Annotated in this window: 13 protein-coding genes; 10 read left to right on the top strand and 3 right to left on the bottom strand. The window is 70.4% G+C overall.

Annotation, left to right across the window (positions count from 1 at the left end):
* Positions 1-90 precede the first annotated feature (90 nt).
* Complete coding sequence (moeA, locus tag ACWA7K_RS08275) at positions 91-1,383, bottom strand: molybdopterin molybdotransferase MoeA (RefSeq protein ID WP_456167439.1); 1,293 nt, start codon at positions 1,381-1,383, stop codon at positions 91-93.
* Positions 1,384-1,553: 170 nt separating this feature from the next.
* Between moeA and ACWA7K_RS08270 the strand changes: the two genes are divergently transcribed.
* The 10 genes from ACWA7K_RS08270 to ACWA7K_RS08225 all read left to right on the top strand — a co-directional run bounded on the left by ACWA7K_RS08270 (position 1,554) and on the right by ACWA7K_RS08225 (position 11,836).
* A complete protein-coding gene (locus ACWA7K_RS08270) occupies positions 1,554-2,273 on the top strand; it encodes an ABC transporter permease (RefSeq protein ID WP_456167437.1) in 720 nt (239 codons plus the stop codon).
* The gene (locus tag ACWA7K_RS08265; RefSeq protein ID WP_456167435.1) at positions 2,270-2,983 is read left to right on the top strand and encodes an ATP-binding cassette domain-containing protein; all 714 of its coding nucleotides are present in this window, start codon (positions 2,270-2,272) and stop codon (positions 2,981-2,983) included. Before ACWA7K_RS08270 ends, ACWA7K_RS08265 begins: the two co-directional genes overlap by 4 nt.
* Positions 2,971-3,849 (top strand): substrate-binding domain-containing protein, encoded by an 879-nt coding sequence (locus ACWA7K_RS08260; RefSeq protein ID WP_456167433.1) that lies wholly within the window; start codon positions 2,971-2,973, stop codon positions 3,847-3,849. The genes ACWA7K_RS08265 and ACWA7K_RS08260 overlap by 13 nt, the downstream gene beginning before the upstream one ends.
* Positions 3,850-4,056: 207 nt before the next feature.
* Complete coding sequence (locus ACWA7K_RS08255) at positions 4,057-4,530, top strand: 4Fe-4S dicluster domain-containing protein (protein ID WP_456167431.1); 474 nt, start codon at positions 4,057-4,059, stop codon at positions 4,528-4,530.
* Between the two features lie 12 nt (positions 4,531-4,542).
* Entirely contained in the window at positions 4,543-6,390 is a 1,848-nt protein-coding gene (locus ACWA7K_RS08250) for an aldehyde ferredoxin oxidoreductase family protein (protein ID WP_456210419.1), read from the top strand.
* 117 nt (positions 6,391-6,507) lie between these two features.
* Positions 6,508-7,839 (top strand): NAD(P)/FAD-dependent oxidoreductase, encoded by a 1,332-nt coding sequence (locus ACWA7K_RS08245; RefSeq protein ID WP_456167427.1) that lies wholly within the window; start codon positions 6,508-6,510, stop codon positions 7,837-7,839.
* 28 nt (positions 7,840-7,867) lie between these two features.
* Positions 7,868-8,122 (top strand): sulfur carrier protein ThiS, encoded by a 255-nt coding sequence (thiS, locus tag ACWA7K_RS08240; protein WP_456168740.1) that lies wholly within the window; start codon positions 7,868-7,870, stop codon positions 8,120-8,122.
* Positions 8,123-8,246: 124 nt separating this feature from the next.
* Positions 8,247-8,660, top strand: coding sequence for a hypothetical protein (locus ACWA7K_RS08235; RefSeq protein ID WP_456167425.1), 414 nt, complete (start codon positions 8,247-8,249; stop codon positions 8,658-8,660).
* Between the two features lie 273 nt (positions 8,661-8,933).
* Positions 8,934-11,237: a TonB-dependent receptor gene (locus tag ACWA7K_RS08230; RefSeq protein WP_456168738.1), complete on the top strand. Its 2,304-nt coding sequence runs from the start codon at positions 8,934-8,936 to the stop codon at positions 11,235-11,237.
* A gap of 29 nt (positions 11,238-11,266) precedes the next feature.
* Positions 11,267-11,836, top strand: coding sequence for a YcnI family copper-binding membrane protein (locus ACWA7K_RS08225; protein ID WP_456167423.1), 570 nt, complete (start codon positions 11,267-11,269; stop codon positions 11,834-11,836).
* A gap of 27 nt (positions 11,837-11,863) precedes the next feature.
* Here ACWA7K_RS08225 and ACWA7K_RS08220 read toward each other — a convergent pair whose 3' ends face one another.
* Positions 11,864-12,889: an LLM class flavin-dependent oxidoreductase gene (locus ACWA7K_RS08220; protein WP_456167421.1), complete on the bottom strand. Its 1,026-nt coding sequence runs from the start codon at positions 12,887-12,889 to the stop codon at positions 11,864-11,866.
* A 19-nt stretch (positions 12,890-12,908) separates the two neighbouring features.
* A complete protein-coding gene (locus ACWA7K_RS08215; RefSeq protein ID WP_456167419.1) occupies positions 12,909-14,216 on the bottom strand; it encodes an alanine racemase in 1,308 nt (435 codons plus the stop codon).
* Positions 14,217-14,244 lie beyond the last annotated feature (28 nt).

Raw genomic sequence — 14,244 nt, 5'->3', positions numbered from 1 at the left:
ACAGATGACACGCGAAGACGCGGTGAAGCAGGTCAGCGGGGCCGTGCGGTTGTCACAGGCCGGACTTCAGGCAAACCCGCAAGTCCTGTCCTAGACCAGCCCGTCGAACAGCCAGACCTCGACCGGATCACCCGCCGCGACCGAGGCCTGCTCGTGACCGAGCACGACCAGCGCGTTGGCCTCGCTCATGCTGCGCAGGATGCCGGCGCCCTGCGAGCCGGTCAGCCGCACCGACCAGCCGCCGTCGTCGGCCCGGCCGACGATGCCGCGCTGGAACTCGGTCCGGCCCGGGCGCTTGCGGATCGCCGTCTCGCAGCGCGCCCGCAGCGTCGGCAGCGGCCGGACCTCGGCACCGCCGAGCTGCTGCAGGGCTTCGCGGACGAAGGCGTAGAAGGTCACCAGGCTGGCGACCGGGTTGCCGGGCAGGGCGAACAGCCAGCGCGGCGGCTGGCCTTCGGGTGCCGCGAGCGGTCCGAAGGCGAACGGCCGGCCGGGGCGCATCGCGACCTTCCAGAAGTCGACCCGGCCCAGCCGGGCCAGCAGCGTGCGGGTGTGGTCGGCATCACCGACGCTGACGCCGCCGCTGGTCAGCACGACGTCGGCCTCGGCGATGGCGCGCTGCAGCGTGGCCTCGAGCGCCGCCGGGTCGTCGCGCACGAGGCCCAGGTCGACCACCTCGGCGCCCAGGCGCTGCAGCGCGCCGACCAGCGCCGGCCGGTTGCTGTCGTAGATGCAGCCGGCGTCCAGCGGCTCGCCCAGGCTGCGCAGCTCGTTGCCGGTCGAGAACACGGCTACCTTCAGGCGCCGCCGCACCGTCACCCGGCCGATGCCGAGCGAGGCGATCAGCCCCAGCTCAGCCGGCCGCAGCGTCCGTCCGGCCGGCACGGCGGGCTTGCCGCGTGCCAGATCCTCGCCGGCCAGGCGGCGGTTCTCGCCCGGCTGCACGACGCCGGCCGCCAGCGTGATCGCCGGCTCGCCGTCGACCGTCGTGGTCTTGCACAGCTCCTGCGGCACGACCGTGTCGAGTCCGGCCGGCATGACCGCGCCGGTCATGATCCGCACGCAGCCGCCGGGCGGCACCTCGAAGGCCGGCACGTCGCCGGCGTGCAGCGTGGCGACCACCCGCAGCGTGGCGACCTGGCCGGCGGCCGGCAGGTCGGCGGACGCGAAGGCGTAGCCGTCCATCGCCGAGTTGTCGTGCGCCGGCACGTCGATCGCCGAGATCACCGGCTCGGCCAGCGTGCGGCCCAGCGCGTCATGCAGCGCGACGCTCTCGTCGCCGGTGATCGGCACGAGCGCGGCGGCGATGGCGGCGCGGGCCTGGTCGACGCTCAGGTGGGCATCGCCGCTGATCAGGGGGGAGGGGCCGAGGGCTGCGGTCATGGTCGTGCGAGGGTGCATCGATGGAGCGGCGGATGGTATCGAGGCCCCGTCGACCCCTGCCTGACGCCGGTTGGCTATGCAGATCCGGACATATCGCCACGTCTGGACAAGATCCGCAGAATCGCGCGCCACATGAACGGACCTGCCTATCTTGTTTGCGGAGCGCGGCGATGACGACGCTGGCACAGAGCCTGACGACCGCCGTCGAGCTGATCACCAGCGGTGACCCTGTCGTGCGGCAGGTGCTGCTGCTGTCGCTGCAGGTCAGCGGCAGCGCCTGCGCGCTGGGCGCCGGTGTCGGGCTGCTGCTGGGCGCCTGGCTGGCGGTGACACGTTTCCCGGGCCACGGGCTGGCGGTCTGGTTGCTCAACACGCTGCTGGCCCTGCCGTCGGTGGTGGTCGGCCTGGTGGTCTACCTGCTGCTGTCGCGCAGCGGGCCGCTCGGTTCGCTGGGCATCCTGTTCACGCCGGCGGCGATGGTGGTGGCGCAGAGCATCCTGGTGGTGCCGCTGATCGCCGCGCTGACGCGCCGGCTGGTGATCGACGCGATGGCCGAGGGCGGCGACCAGCTGCGCTCGATGGGCGCCGGCCCGCTGGCCAGCGCCGCGCTCCTGCTGGTGCACGAACGGCTGTCGGTGCTGACGGTGCTGCTGACCGCCTTCGGCCGCGCGGTGGCCGAGGTCGGCGCCGTGATGATCGTCGGCGGCAACATCGCCGGCGTGACACGCGTGATGACCACCGCCATCGCGCTGGAGACCAGCAAGGGCGACCTGCCGCTGGCGCTGGCGCTGGGTCTGGTGCTGCTGGCCGTCGTCGGCGCGATCAACGCGCTGGTCGGCTGGCTGCAGCCGCAGGGCCTGCGCGCGGCGGGCGAGGGAGCGGTCGGATGAACCCGCCGCTGATCACCTTGCGCGGCGCCGGGGTCGTGTTCGGCCATGTGCCGGCGCTGGCCGATGTCGACCTGACGCTGCGGCGCGGCGACCGGCTGGCGCTGGTCGGCGCCAACGGCTCGGGCAAGACGACGCTGTTGCGCCGGCTGCACGGCCTGATCGGCGGGCCGGGCGAGCGCACCTGTCACGCGGCGGAACACGGCCGGCCGCCCGTCATGGCGATGCTGTTCCAGCGGCCCTTCCTGATCTCGCTGTCGGCACGTCGCAACCTGACGCTGGCCCTCTGGCTCGCAGGCGTACCCAAGGTCGAACGGCGGGCGCGCGCCGATGCCGCGCTGGAGCGGGTCGGCCTGCAGTCGCTGGCCGAACGGCCGGCCCGGGCGCTGTCCGGTGGCCAGCAGCAACGCCTGGCGCTGGCACGGGCCTGGGCGATGCGGCCCGACATCCTGTTCCTCGACGAGCCGACCGCCAGCCTGGACCCGAGCGCCAAGCGCGAGGTCGAGACGCTGATCGACGAGTTCGCGCGCGACGGCGTCACGCTGGTCATGAGCACGCACAACCTCGGCCAGGCCAAGCGCCTGGCCAACCGGGTGATCCACCTCGAAGCCGGCCGGGTCGTCGTCGACCTGCCGGTGGACCGTTTCTTCCGCGACAAGCTGCCGTCCGCGACGGCGCAATTCCTGAAAGCCGAACTCCCATGGACCACCTGAACACCCTGCAACCTTCCGCCACCGGACGCCGTGGCCTGCTGGCTGCCGCCTTCGCCCTGGCCGGCCTGATGGCGGGCGTCCTGTCGACGCCGGCCCAGGCGCAGGAGAAGTTCATCGTCGTGGCCTCGACCACGTCGACCGAGCAGTCCGGCCTGTTCGGCCACTTGCTGCCGATCTACAAGGCGGCCACCGGCACGGAGGTCCGCGTCGTGGCGCTGGGCACCGGCCAGGCGCTGGACATGGCGCGCCGCGGCGATGCCGACGTGGTGTTCGTGCACGACCAGGTCGCCGAGGAGAAGTTCGTCGCCGAGGGCTATGGCGTCAAGCGCCTGCCGGTCATGTACAACGACTTCGTGCTGGTCGGCCCGGCGGCCGATCCGGCCAAGGTCAAGGGTCGCGACATCGTCGCCGCGCTGCAGAAGCTGGCGGCGGCACCGGCGGCTTCGGCCGCCTTCATCTCGCGCGGTGACAAGAGCGGCACCCACGCGGCCGAGCTGCGCTACTGGAAGCAGGCCGGCACCGACATCGCCGGCGGCGCGGCCAAGCCGGCCGGCTACCGCGAATGTGGCTGCGGCATGGGCCCGGCGCTGAACATGGCGGCGAGTTCGGGCGCCTACGTGCTGGCCGACCGCGGTACCTGGCTGTCCTTCAAGAACCGCGCCGACCTGGCTGTGCTGGTCGAGGGCGACACGAAGCTCTTCAATCAATATGGCGTGATGCTGGTCCATCCCGCCAAACATCCGCACGTCAAACAGGCGCTCGGGCAGCAGTTCGTCGACTGGGTGGTCTCGCCGGCCGGCCAGACGGCCATCGCGGCCTACAAGATCGGTGGCGAGCAGCTGTTCTTCCCGAACGCGGCGCGCTGATCACGGGGCAGATCGCTGCTGCCGTGTCAGGCTGGAACAGGGTTCAGGGTCCGACCGGATACCCGGATGGGTCGTACGGGTTACGCCTAGGTATCCACCGGGGATCGCTATGCAGATCATTGCATAGAGCCGCTCAATGGCGCCGTCCAAGAGCAGCCTTCAATCGGCCTTCATTCAACCAACGGAACGACTGCGGAGAACCCCGTCATGCAGAAGAGCCTCCACATCAACCCGGACAAGTGCACGGGTTGCCTGCAGTGCGAAATGGCCTGTTCTTTCGAGAACTACGGCGTCTTCGCCACGGCCAAGTCGCGCATCAAGGTGTTCGACTTCCACGAGACCGGCCGCAAGGTCCCCTACACCTGCACGCAGTGCGACGAGGCCTGGTGCCTGCACGCCTGCCCGGTCGAGGCGATCACGGTCGACAAGGCCACCGGCGCCAAGGTGGTGAACGACACGACGTGCGTGGGCTGCAAGGTCTGCACGATCTCCTGCCCCTTCGGCACGATCAACTACGTCCAGGAAACCGGCAAGGTCCAGAAGTGCGACCTGTGCGGCGGCGAACCGGCTTGCGCCGAAGCCTGCCCGACCGGCGCGATCACCTTCATCGACGCCAACTGGACCGGTCTCAACAAGATGCAGGCCTGGGCTGACAAGCTCGGCAACCAAACCGCCGCGTAAGGAGCACACGACATGGCATGGGCAGGAAAAATCCTTCGCGTCAACCTGAGCGCCGGCACGGTCAAGTCCGAGCCGCTGAAGATGGACTGGGCCAAGCAGTACCTCGGTTCGCGCGGGCTGGCCACCAAGTACCTGGTCGAGGAAATCGACGCCAAGGTCAACCCGCTGTCGGTCGACAACAAGATCATCTGGGCCACCGGCCCGCTGACCGGCACGATGGCCTCCACCGGCGGCCGCTACACGGTCGTCACCAAGGGTCCGCTGACGGGCGCCATCGCCTGCTCGAACTCGGGCGGCTACTGGGGCGCCGAGCTGAAGATGGCCGGCTGGGACATGGTCATCTTCGAAGGCCGTTCGGAGAAGCCGGTCTACCTCTACATCTCCGATGACGTCGCCGAGCTGCGCGACGCCTCGGGCCTGTGGGGCAAGAGCGTCTGGGTGACCGAGGAGACCCTCAAGGCCCAGCACCAGGACCCGCTGCTGCGCGTCTCCAGCATCGGTCTGGCAGGCGAGAACCAGGTCCTGTTCGCCGCCGTGGTGAACGACCTGCACCGCGCGGCCGGCCGTTCGGGCGTCGGCGCCGTGATGGGCAGCAAGAACCTCAAGGCGGTTGCCGTGCGCGGCACCAAGGGCGTGGGCAACATCGCCAACCCCAAGGAGTTCATGAAGGTCACCTTCGAGAAGAAGAAGATCCTTCACGACAACGCCGTCACCGGCCAGGGCCTGCCGACCTACGGCACCCAGGTGCTGATGAACGTGATCAACGAGATGGGTGCGCTGCCGACGCGCAACCACAAGGACATCCAGTTCGAAGGCGCCAAGGACATCTCCGCCGAGGCGATGGCCACCCCGCGTGCGACCGACGGCAAGAAGCAGCTGGTGACCAACCAAGCCTGTTTCGGCTGCACCATCGCCTGCGGCCGGATCTCCAAGATCGACCAGGGCCACTTCACGGTCGAGAACAAGCCGCAGTACTGGGGCGCCTCGGGCGGCCTGGAGTACGAGGCCGCCTGGGCCCTGGGCGCCGCCAACGGCGTCAGCGACCTCGAAGCGCTGCAGTACGCCAACGTCATCTGCAACGAGCAGGGCATGGACCCGATCTCGTTCGGCGCGACGATCGGCGCGGTCATGGAGCTCTACGAGAAGGGCGTGCTGACGGCCGAACAGCTCGGCATCGACGCCAAGTTCGGCTCGGCCCAGGCACTGGCCCACTTCGTCGACATCACCGCCCGTGGCGAAGGCTTCGGCAAGGAGATCGGCCAGGGCTCCAAGCGTCTGTGCGAGAAGTACGGTCACCCCGAGCTGTCGATGAGCGTCAAGGGCCAGGAATTCCCGGCCTACGACTCGCGCGGCATCCAGGGCATGGGCCTGACCTACGCGACCTCCAACCGCGGCGCCTGCCACCTGCGCAGCTACACCGTGGCCTCGGAAGTGCTGGGCATCCCGGTCAAGACCGATCCGCTGACCGCCGACGGCAAGCCCGAGCTGGTCATGGCCTTCCAGGACGCGACGGCCGCCTTCGACGCCGCCGGCATCTGCATCTTCACCAGCTTCGCCTGGACGCTGGCCGACGTGCAGCCGCAGGTCGCGGCGGCTTGCGGTGACGAGTTCACGCTCGAGAACCTGAACCAGATCGGCGAACGCATCTGGAACATGGAGCGCGACTTCAACAACCGCGCCGGCTTCACCAGCAAGGACGACACGCTGCCCAAGCGCCTGCTGACCGAGCCGGCCCAGACCGGTCCGGCCAAGGGCCTGGTCAACAAGCTGCCCGAGATGCTGCCGAAGTACTACGACATCCGCGGCTGGGACAGCGACGGCCAGCTCAAGCCCGAGACGCGCCAGCGCCTGGGTCTCTGACCCCGGGACCGCATGCCGGCGGAAGTCGGCCTGCGGAAGTCCCAGCGCACGAAGGCGGTCTCGGACCGCCTTTTTTCTGCCTTCCTGCAACCTGAAACCGCACCCCGCGCCACCACCATGAAACACGTGATCCTGGGCGCCGGTCCTGCCGGCGTGATCGCCGCCGAGACCCTGCGCAAGCACGCTCCGAACGACGAGGTCGTGCTGATCGGCGATGAGCCCGAGGCGCCGTACTCGCGCATGGCCATTCCCTACCTGCTGATCGGCAAGGTCGGCGAGGAGGGCACCCACCTGCGCCACGGCCAGGACCATTACGCCAAGCTTGGCATCACGCTGAAGACCGGCCGTGCGGCCAAGGTCGACGTGAAGGCCCGTGCGGTCGAGCTGACCGACGGCAGCCGCGTGGGCTATGACCGCCTGCTGATCGCGACCGGTTCGTCGCCCGCGACGCCGCCGATCCCCGGCATCCAGGGCCCTGGCGTCCACCCCTGCTGGACGCTGGAAAACGCCCGCGAGATCATGAAGCTCGCCAAGCCCGGCGCACGCGTGCTGCAGCTCGGCGCCGGCTTCATCGGCTGCATCATCATGGAAGCGCTGGCGATGCGCGGCGTGCAGCTGACGGTGGTCGAGATGGGCGACCGGATGGTGCCCCGCATGATGGGTCCGACCGCCGGCACGATGATCAAGAAGTGGGTCGAGGGCAAGGGCGTGAAGGTCCACACCGGCGCCCGCGCCGAGGCGATCGAGCGCGATGCCGAGCCCGGCCTGCTGGGCAAGGTGGCCGCCGCCATCGGCCTGGGCGCTCCGGCCTCGTCCGCGCCGATGCGCGTGCGGCTGTCGACCGGCGAGAAGATCGACGCCGACCTGGTCATCAGCGCGACCGGCGTGCGCCCGAACATCGGCTTCCTCGAGAACTCCGGCATCACCTGCCTGGTGGGCGTCCTGACCGACGAGCACCTGCAGACCAACGTTCCCGGCATCTACGCGGCCGGCGACTGCGCCGAAGCCTTCGACAAGGTCAGCGGCACGACCATCGTCAGCGCGATCCAGCCCAACGCGGCCGAGCAGGCCCGCGTGGCCGCGCTCAACATGATCGGCCAGAAGGCCGAGCTCAAGGGCGTCACGCAGATCAACGTGCTCGACACGCTGGGCATGATCTCGGCGAGCTTCGGCAAGTGGGACGGCGTGCCCGGCGGCGAACACGTCGAGCTGACCGATGCGCCCAATGGCCGTCACCTGAGCCTGCAGTTCAGCGGCGACACGCTGGTGGGCTGCAACGCGATCGGCTGGATCCAGCACGTCGGCGTGATGCGCGGGCTGGTCGAAGGTCAGGTCAAGTTGGGCGAGTGGAAGGACAAGCTGCTGGAGGATCCGACCCAGCTGATGGCCGCCTACCTGGCCCGTGCCCAGGCGCAGTCCGAGCGTGCGCATGTCCCTGCCCGAGGCTGATGCCGCAGCCGTGCGGCAGCATCGCACCATGCACATCACCTTCAAGCTCTACGCCACGCTGGGCGAGTACCTGCCCAGCGAAGGCCGGGTCGGCAACGTCGTCCAGATGGACGTGCCCGAGACCACCACCGTCGTCGACCTGGTCGAGCAGCACCGCCTGCCGCCCAGGCTCGTCCACCTGGTCCTGATCAACGGCGTCTTCGTGCCGCCGGGCGAACGCGCCACCCGCGTGTTGCAGCCTGGCGACGTCCTGGCGATCTGGCCGCCGGTGGCGGGCGGCTGATACGCCGGCCAGCGCGCGGGATCAGCGACGGATGTCGCAGATTTCCGGCTCGGATCACCGCGGCCCCCGCCTTGTCGGGGGCCGTGGCGTTTCTGGCGCGTCAGGGGCTTCGATAATCGCGGGCATGTCGCCTCACGCCACCCGTCACCGCTCACGCCACGCCCTGTGGCTGCTGCTGTGGTTCGTGGCGTTCCTGTTCGCGGGCATCGCCAACCCGGTGATTGCCTCGAAGGTCCGCCAGGACGTCGTCGACCTGCAGTCCTGGTGTGCCTTGCCCGGCATGGGCGGCGCACCGTCGGTGCTGGCGTCGGCCGACGGCGCGGGCTCGGTCGATGAGCCTGCGCCGGCCACGCCGGCCGTCTCGCATGACGTGCTGAAGTGCCCCGCCTGCTGGAGCCCGATGGCGCCGCCGTCGGACCTGCCGGCGGTCGTGCTGCATGCACCGGTCGAGCCGCTGCGGGTCGAGCCCGCGCAGACCGTCGTCCTGCATGAACTGGCGCCTGGCTTCGAGCCGGCGCGCGGCCCTCCCCAGGCCTGAGCGGGCCCGGTCGGCACGTCCGACGCGGGCCATCCATCTCCCGTCGCCCTTGTCCTGACGCCATCGCCGGCCTTCGTCGGCGGCTGCGGCGTCGACCCTGATCAGCCACGCCGACCGCGTGCCGCCGTTCGAAGCCTGCGAGCCGAACGGCCGCTGCGGCGTGGCCGGAGAACGCTCATGTCCCCGTTCGTGTCTTCCCGTCGTGGCCAGCCGGCCACCCGACCGACCCATCGTCCTCTCGTCCTGGCGCTGGCCGCCGCCTTCCCGTTGCTGATGACGCCGCCTGGCGCCCGGGCCCAGGCCGCCTCGGACGAGGCCACCGGCAGCGGCCCCGTCAAGTCGCTCGGCGTGGTCGAGATCCGCGCCAGCCAGCCGACCTCCCTGCCGGTGCAGATCCCCGCCAGCGTCGAGGGGGTCGATGCCGAGACCCTCGCGCGCACCGTCAACGCCACCGACAGCGAGGACGCCCTCAAGTACTTGCCCAGCCTGCTGGTGCGCAAGCGCTACATCGGCGACTACAACCACGCGATCCTGTCCAGCCGCGCCTCGGGCACCGGCAACAGCGCCCGTTCGGCGGTCTACGGCGACGGCGTGCTGCTGTCGAACTTCCTCGGCAACGGCGTCGGCGGCCTGAGCTTCCCGCCGCGCTGGGGCCTGGTCACGCCCGAGGAGATCGAGCGGGTCGACGTCATGTACGGCCCGTATTCGGCCGCCTATCCCGGCAACTCGGTCGGTGCCGTCGTCGACTACACGACCCGCATGCCGACCCGCTTCGAGGCCCATGCCCAGGTCGGCCTGACCCACCAGCCCTTCCAGCTCTACAACACCCGGCGCAGCTACGACGCCTGGCAGGCCAGCGCGGCGCTGGGCAACCAGGTCGGTGACGCGCAGTGGTATCTCAACGTCAACCGCACCGACAGCGAGGGTCAGCCGCTGACCTTCGCGACGCGGCTGGTCAGCAGCGGCACGGCCGGTTCGGCCGGCACCGCCGTGACCGGCGCGGTGATCGACCGCGACAACCAGAACCGGCCGTGGCAGATCATCGGCGCGGGCACGCAGTACCACACCGTCCAGGACCACCTGAAGTTCAAGCTGGCCTACCGACTGACGCCGACGCTGCGGGCGGCCTACACCTTCGGCCTGTGGCAGAACACGTCCGAGGGCAACGCCGAGTCCTACCTGCGTGACGCCGGCGGCAACACCGTCAACAGCGGCGTCGTCAACATCGACGGCCGTTCGTATGCGGCCGTCAACGGCGGCGACTTCGCGCAGACCCGCGAGAAGCTGAGCCACACGATGCACGGCCTGTCGCTGAAGAGCCGCACGCTGGGCGAGTTCGACTGGGAGGCCGCCGCCAGCCTCTATGACTACGGCCGCGACGACAAGCGCCAGAACGCCGCCACCAACAACCTGCCCGGCGCGCTGACCGGCGGCGCCGGCACCATCGCCGATGGCAGCGGCACCGGCTGGAACAACCTGGCGGTCAAGGGCATCTGGCGCCCGCAGGGCGTGGGCGGCGCCCACATCGTCGAGGGCGGGCTGCAGCAGGAGCAATACAAGCTCTCCTACAAGACCTCGGCCATCACCGGCAACTGGCTGAGCGACGGAGCCGGCGCCCTGGCAAGCGAGGTCGGCGGCAACACCGCCCTGCGCAGCCTGTGGGCCCAGGACGTCTGGTCCTTCGCGAGCGACTGGAAGACGGTGCTGGGCCTGCGCGGCGAGCAATGGCAGGCCGACAACGGCCACACCCGCTTCTCGGCCAGCAGTAGCACGGACCACCCGTCGCGCCGCGAGTTCGCCTGGTCGCCGAAGGCCGCGCTGTCCTGGCAGGCCCTGCCGGACACGGTCGTCAAGGCCGCCATCGGCCGGGCGCTGCGGATGCCGACGGTGGCCGAGCTGTACGGCGCCACGTCGACCACCAACTCGCTGTTCATCAACGACCCGCAGCTGCGCGCCGAACGGTCGGTGACCGGTGAACTGGGTGTCGAGCAGCAGCTCGACAGCGGCAGCCTGCGCATGACCTGGTTCCACGAGTCGACACACGACGCGATCTATTCGCAGACCCTGTTCGACACCGCCGCGAACCGCAACGTGACCCGCGTGCAGAACGTCGGCCGCATCGCGACGCAGGGCGTCGAGACGGTCTGGTACGGCCAGGGCATCGGCAGCCGCGCGCTCGACCTGCAGGCCAGCGTCACCTACGCCGATTCGCAGATCAAGGAGAACGCCGGCTTCGTCACCACGCCGGGCGACACCATCGGCAAGCGCCAGCCCAACGTCGCACGCTGGCGTGCCACCGCGCTGGCCAGCTACCGCTGGAACACCGACTGGACCAGCACGCTGGCCGTGCGACACAGCGGCCAGCAGTACCGCACGCTGAACAACTCGGACGTCAATGGCCACACCTACCAGGGTGTCAGCCCGTTCACCGTCGCCGACCTGCGCGTGCGCTGGCAGATCGACCGCGACTGGTCGGCCGCCTTCGGCATCGACAACCTGATGAACCAGACCTACTGGAACTTCCACCCGTACCCGCAGCGCAGCACCAGCGCCCAGCTGAAGTACGACCTGCGCTGAACCCCTTGCAACCCGAAGGACACATCGACATGTACATGAACCTGAAGACCCGCACCGCCGCCCGTTTTCTCGCGCTGGCCTCGGCCCTGACCCTGAGCGCCTTCGGCGCGCAGGCCCACGCGACGCTCGAAGAGGGCGAGGCGCTGGCCGGCAGCTACTACAAGGCCGCCGTGCAGATCGGCCACGGCTGCGAGGGCACGGCGGTCCACACCGTCGTCGTGCGCTTGCCCGAAGGCTTCAAGGGCGCCAAGCCGTCGCCCAAGGCCGGCTGGAAGATCGACATCACCCGCGCCCCGCTCGCTAGGCCCTACACCAGCCACGGCAAGACCATCACCGACGACGTCACCGAGATCCGCTGGACCGCCCAGTCGGCCGAGGCCAAGCTGCAGGACGCCTGGTACGACAGCTTCGTGCTGCGCGGCCAGCTGCCCGACCAGGCCGGTCCGCTGTGGTTCAAGGTCCTTCAGGTCTGCGACAAGGGCCAGGTCGACTGGGCCGAGGTGCCCGCACAAGGCACGTCCACCAAGGGCCTGAAGGAGCCGGCTGCGCTGCTGATGGTGCATCCGGCCGATCCGCACGCCGGCCATCAAGGGCACTGATGGTGCCCCTCGCCCGGTGGGCCAGGCTCAGCGCTCGGGCGCTGGCTGCAGCGTGCAGGCGGCCAGCGTGTACGAGTGCAGCCGTGCCGCGTGGTCGTGCATGGCGCCGGCGACGATCAGCTCGTCTGCGCCGGTGCGGTCGACCAGCGCCTGCAGGCCGGCGCGCACGGTCTGCGGTCCGCCGACCACCGACACGGCCAGCATGCGTTCGACCTGGGCCCGTTCGGGCGGGCTCCACAGTGCATCCATGTCCTCGACCGGCGGCGGCAAGGGGCCGCGGCGACCGCGCACCATGCCCAGGAAACGCTGCTGGATCGAGGTGAACTGGAAGCGCGCGGTCGCGTCGTCATCGGCGGCGACCACGTTGACCGCCACCATCGCGTAGGGGCGCGGATGGGCCTCGCTGGGCTTGTAGGTCTGACGGTAGATCTGCAGCGCCTGCATCAGCTGGTCGGGTGCGAAGTGCGAGGCGAACGCGAACGGCATGCCCAGATAGGCCGCCAGCTGCGCGCTGTACAGGCTGGACCCGAGCAGCCAGATCGGCACCTGCGTGCCGATGCCGGGGATCGCGCGCACGGCCTCGGGCGGGCGGCTGTCGTCGGGCACGTCGAGGTAGCCCTGCAGCTCCAGCACGTCCTGCGGGAAGCTTTCCTCGTCGCCGCCTTGCAGCGTGCGCCGCAGCGCGCGGGCGGTGGCGCGGTCGGTGCCGGGCGCGCGGCCCAGGCCCAGGTCGATGCGGCCGGGGTATAGCGTCGCCAGCGTGCCGAACTGTTCGGCGACGACCAGCGGCGCGTGGTTGGGCAGCATCACGCCGCCCGAGCCGACCCGGATCGTCCGGGTGCCCCCGGCGATGTGGCCGACCAGCACGGCGGTCGCCGAACAGGCCAGCCCGTCCATGTTGTGGTGTTCTGCCAGCCAGTAGCGGCGGTAGCCGAGCGCTTCGGCATGCTGCGCCAGCGCGAGGCTGTGGCGCAGCGCATCGGCGGCGGTCTGGCCGGCGGCGATCGGGGCGAGGTCGAGGACCGACAGGGGAACGGTGGCAGGCGAGGTCATCCGGGGATCATGCCGCGTGTCAGAACGCCGTCGTGATGGCGTCGACGATGGCCCCGCTGGCGTCGGCCACGGGCATCCAGCGCCACTTGTCGAAGGTCGTGCAGGGGTGCGAGATGCCGAGCCCGATGCGGTCGCCGATGCGAGGCGCCAGCGCCGGATCGGCGTCGTTCAGGCGCAGGTGCGCGTGCTGGTCGTTCAGGGCCACGACCTGCCAGCCGGCCGGTGTCGCGACGGCGTGGCGCTCGCCGCGTCGGGCGATCACCTTGGGCTGCGGCAGGCCCATGTCGAAGGACAGGTCGCGCTTGCCGGCGTTGAGGATCACCAGCCCCGGCTCCGGCGTGGCCTGCACCACCGCCCAGACCGTCAGCGCGGCCCGCAGCCCGTCGGCGTCGCTGCAGCCCAGCCGCCGGTTGGCGTGGCGCACCAGCCGCTGGTAGTGCCCATCGTCGTGGCTGACGTAGCAGCCCGAGCGCAGCAGGCCGCGCACCGGCCGGCTCAGCGCCGATGCGCCCGACGGCCCGCGCAGCGCCGGCGCGATCTGGTCGAACAGGGCCGAGCCACCGGCCGTCAGGATCACCTCGTCGCACTCGAACAGGCCCTCGTCGTCACAGGCCCGCGCCAGCGCATGGGTGTCGCGCACCAGGCCGTCGACCAGGGCCTGATCCTTCGCATCGTCGCCGCTGCCCCACAGGCCCTCGTAGGTGCTGATGCCGACCAGCCGCACCGCCGCACTGGCCCGCACGCGCCGCGCGATCGCGAGCGCCTGCTCGACGCTGCGGCAGCCGGTGCGTCCGCCCGCCAGACCCACTTCGAGCATCACCTCCAGCGGCTGCGACAGCGCCGCGCGTTCGACCGCCTCGACCTGCTCGGCCGCGTCGACCAGGAAGGGCGCGCGCAGCCCCGGATGGCGCGTGAGCAGGCCATCGAGCTGGCGCAACTCGGCCGGCTGCACGATCTGGTTGGCGACCAGCACCTGGCGCGCGCCGGCCTCGATTGCCGTATCGACCTGGCGCAGCTGCGACACCGTGATGCCCCAGGCACCGGCCTGCAGCTGCGCCGCAAACAGCTGCGGCGACAGCGTCGTCTTGCCATGTGGCGCCAGCGCGATGCCCTCGCGTTCGACCAGCGCCTGCAGCCAGCCGACGTTGTGCGACAGCGCGGCCTGGTCCAGCACCGCCAGCGGCAGCGGCAGGTCGTCGCCCAGCACATGCCAGCGCTGCGCGCCGATCTGCGAACGGCGCAGCGGCGGGGCATCGGGCGGGTAGCCCTTGAAGCGGGCGTCGATCAGCGGGTCCAGGTCGGGGCGGGGCAGGGCATGCGTGTTCATCGGCACTTTCGGGCAAGTCGGTTTCCAG

This window comes from Leptothrix mechoopdaensis (SeqCode) (genome assembly GCF_053893855.1).
This window is presented reverse-complemented; position numbering and strand designations above follow the sequence as displayed.

What these genes read in the sequence shown, in the direction of transcription:
- moeA (WP_456167439.1), bottom strand. Translation starts at nt 1,383, where the DNA reads ATGACCGCAGCCCTCGGCCCCTCCCCCCTGATCAGCGGCGATGCCCAC.
- ACWA7K_RS08270 (WP_456167437.1), top strand. Translation starts at nt 1,554, where the DNA reads ATGACGACGCTGGCACAGAGCCTGACGACCGCCGTCGAGCTGATCACC.
- ACWA7K_RS08265 (WP_456167435.1), top strand. Translation starts at nt 2,270, where the DNA reads ATGAACCCGCCGCTGATCACCTTGCGCGGCGCCGGGGTCGTGTTCGGC.
- ACWA7K_RS08260 (WP_456167433.1), top strand. Translation starts at nt 2,971, where the DNA reads ATGGACCACCTGAACACCCTGCAACCTTCCGCCACCGGACGCCGTGGC.
- ACWA7K_RS08255 (WP_456167431.1), top strand. Translation starts at nt 4,057, where the DNA reads ATGCAGAAGAGCCTCCACATCAACCCGGACAAGTGCACGGGTTGCCTG.
- ACWA7K_RS08250 (WP_456210419.1), top strand. Translation starts at nt 4,543, where the DNA reads ATGGCATGGGCAGGAAAAATCCTTCGCGTCAACCTGAGCGCCGGCACG.
- ACWA7K_RS08245 (WP_456167427.1), top strand. Translation starts at nt 6,508, where the DNA reads ATGAAACACGTGATCCTGGGCGCCGGTCCTGCCGGCGTGATCGCCGCC.
- thiS (WP_456168740.1), top strand. Translation starts at nt 7,868, where the DNA reads ATGCACATCACCTTCAAGCTCTACGCCACGCTGGGCGAGTACCTGCCC.
- ACWA7K_RS08235 (WP_456167425.1), top strand. Translation starts at nt 8,247, where the DNA reads ATGTCGCCTCACGCCACCCGTCACCGCTCACGCCACGCCCTGTGGCTG.
- ACWA7K_RS08230 (WP_456168738.1), top strand. Translation starts at nt 8,934, where the DNA reads ATGACGCCGCCTGGCGCCCGGGCCCAGGCCGCCTCGGACGAGGCCACC.
- ACWA7K_RS08225 (WP_456167423.1), top strand. Translation starts at nt 11,267, where the DNA reads ATGTACATGAACCTGAAGACCCGCACCGCCGCCCGTTTTCTCGCGCTG.
- ACWA7K_RS08220 (WP_456167421.1), bottom strand. Translation starts at nt 12,889, where the DNA reads ATGACCTCGCCTGCCACCGTTCCCCTGTCGGTCCTCGACCTCGCCCCG.
- ACWA7K_RS08215 (WP_456167419.1), bottom strand. Translation starts at nt 14,216, where the DNA reads ATGAACACGCATGCCCTGCCCCGCCCCGACCTGGACCCGCTGATCGAC.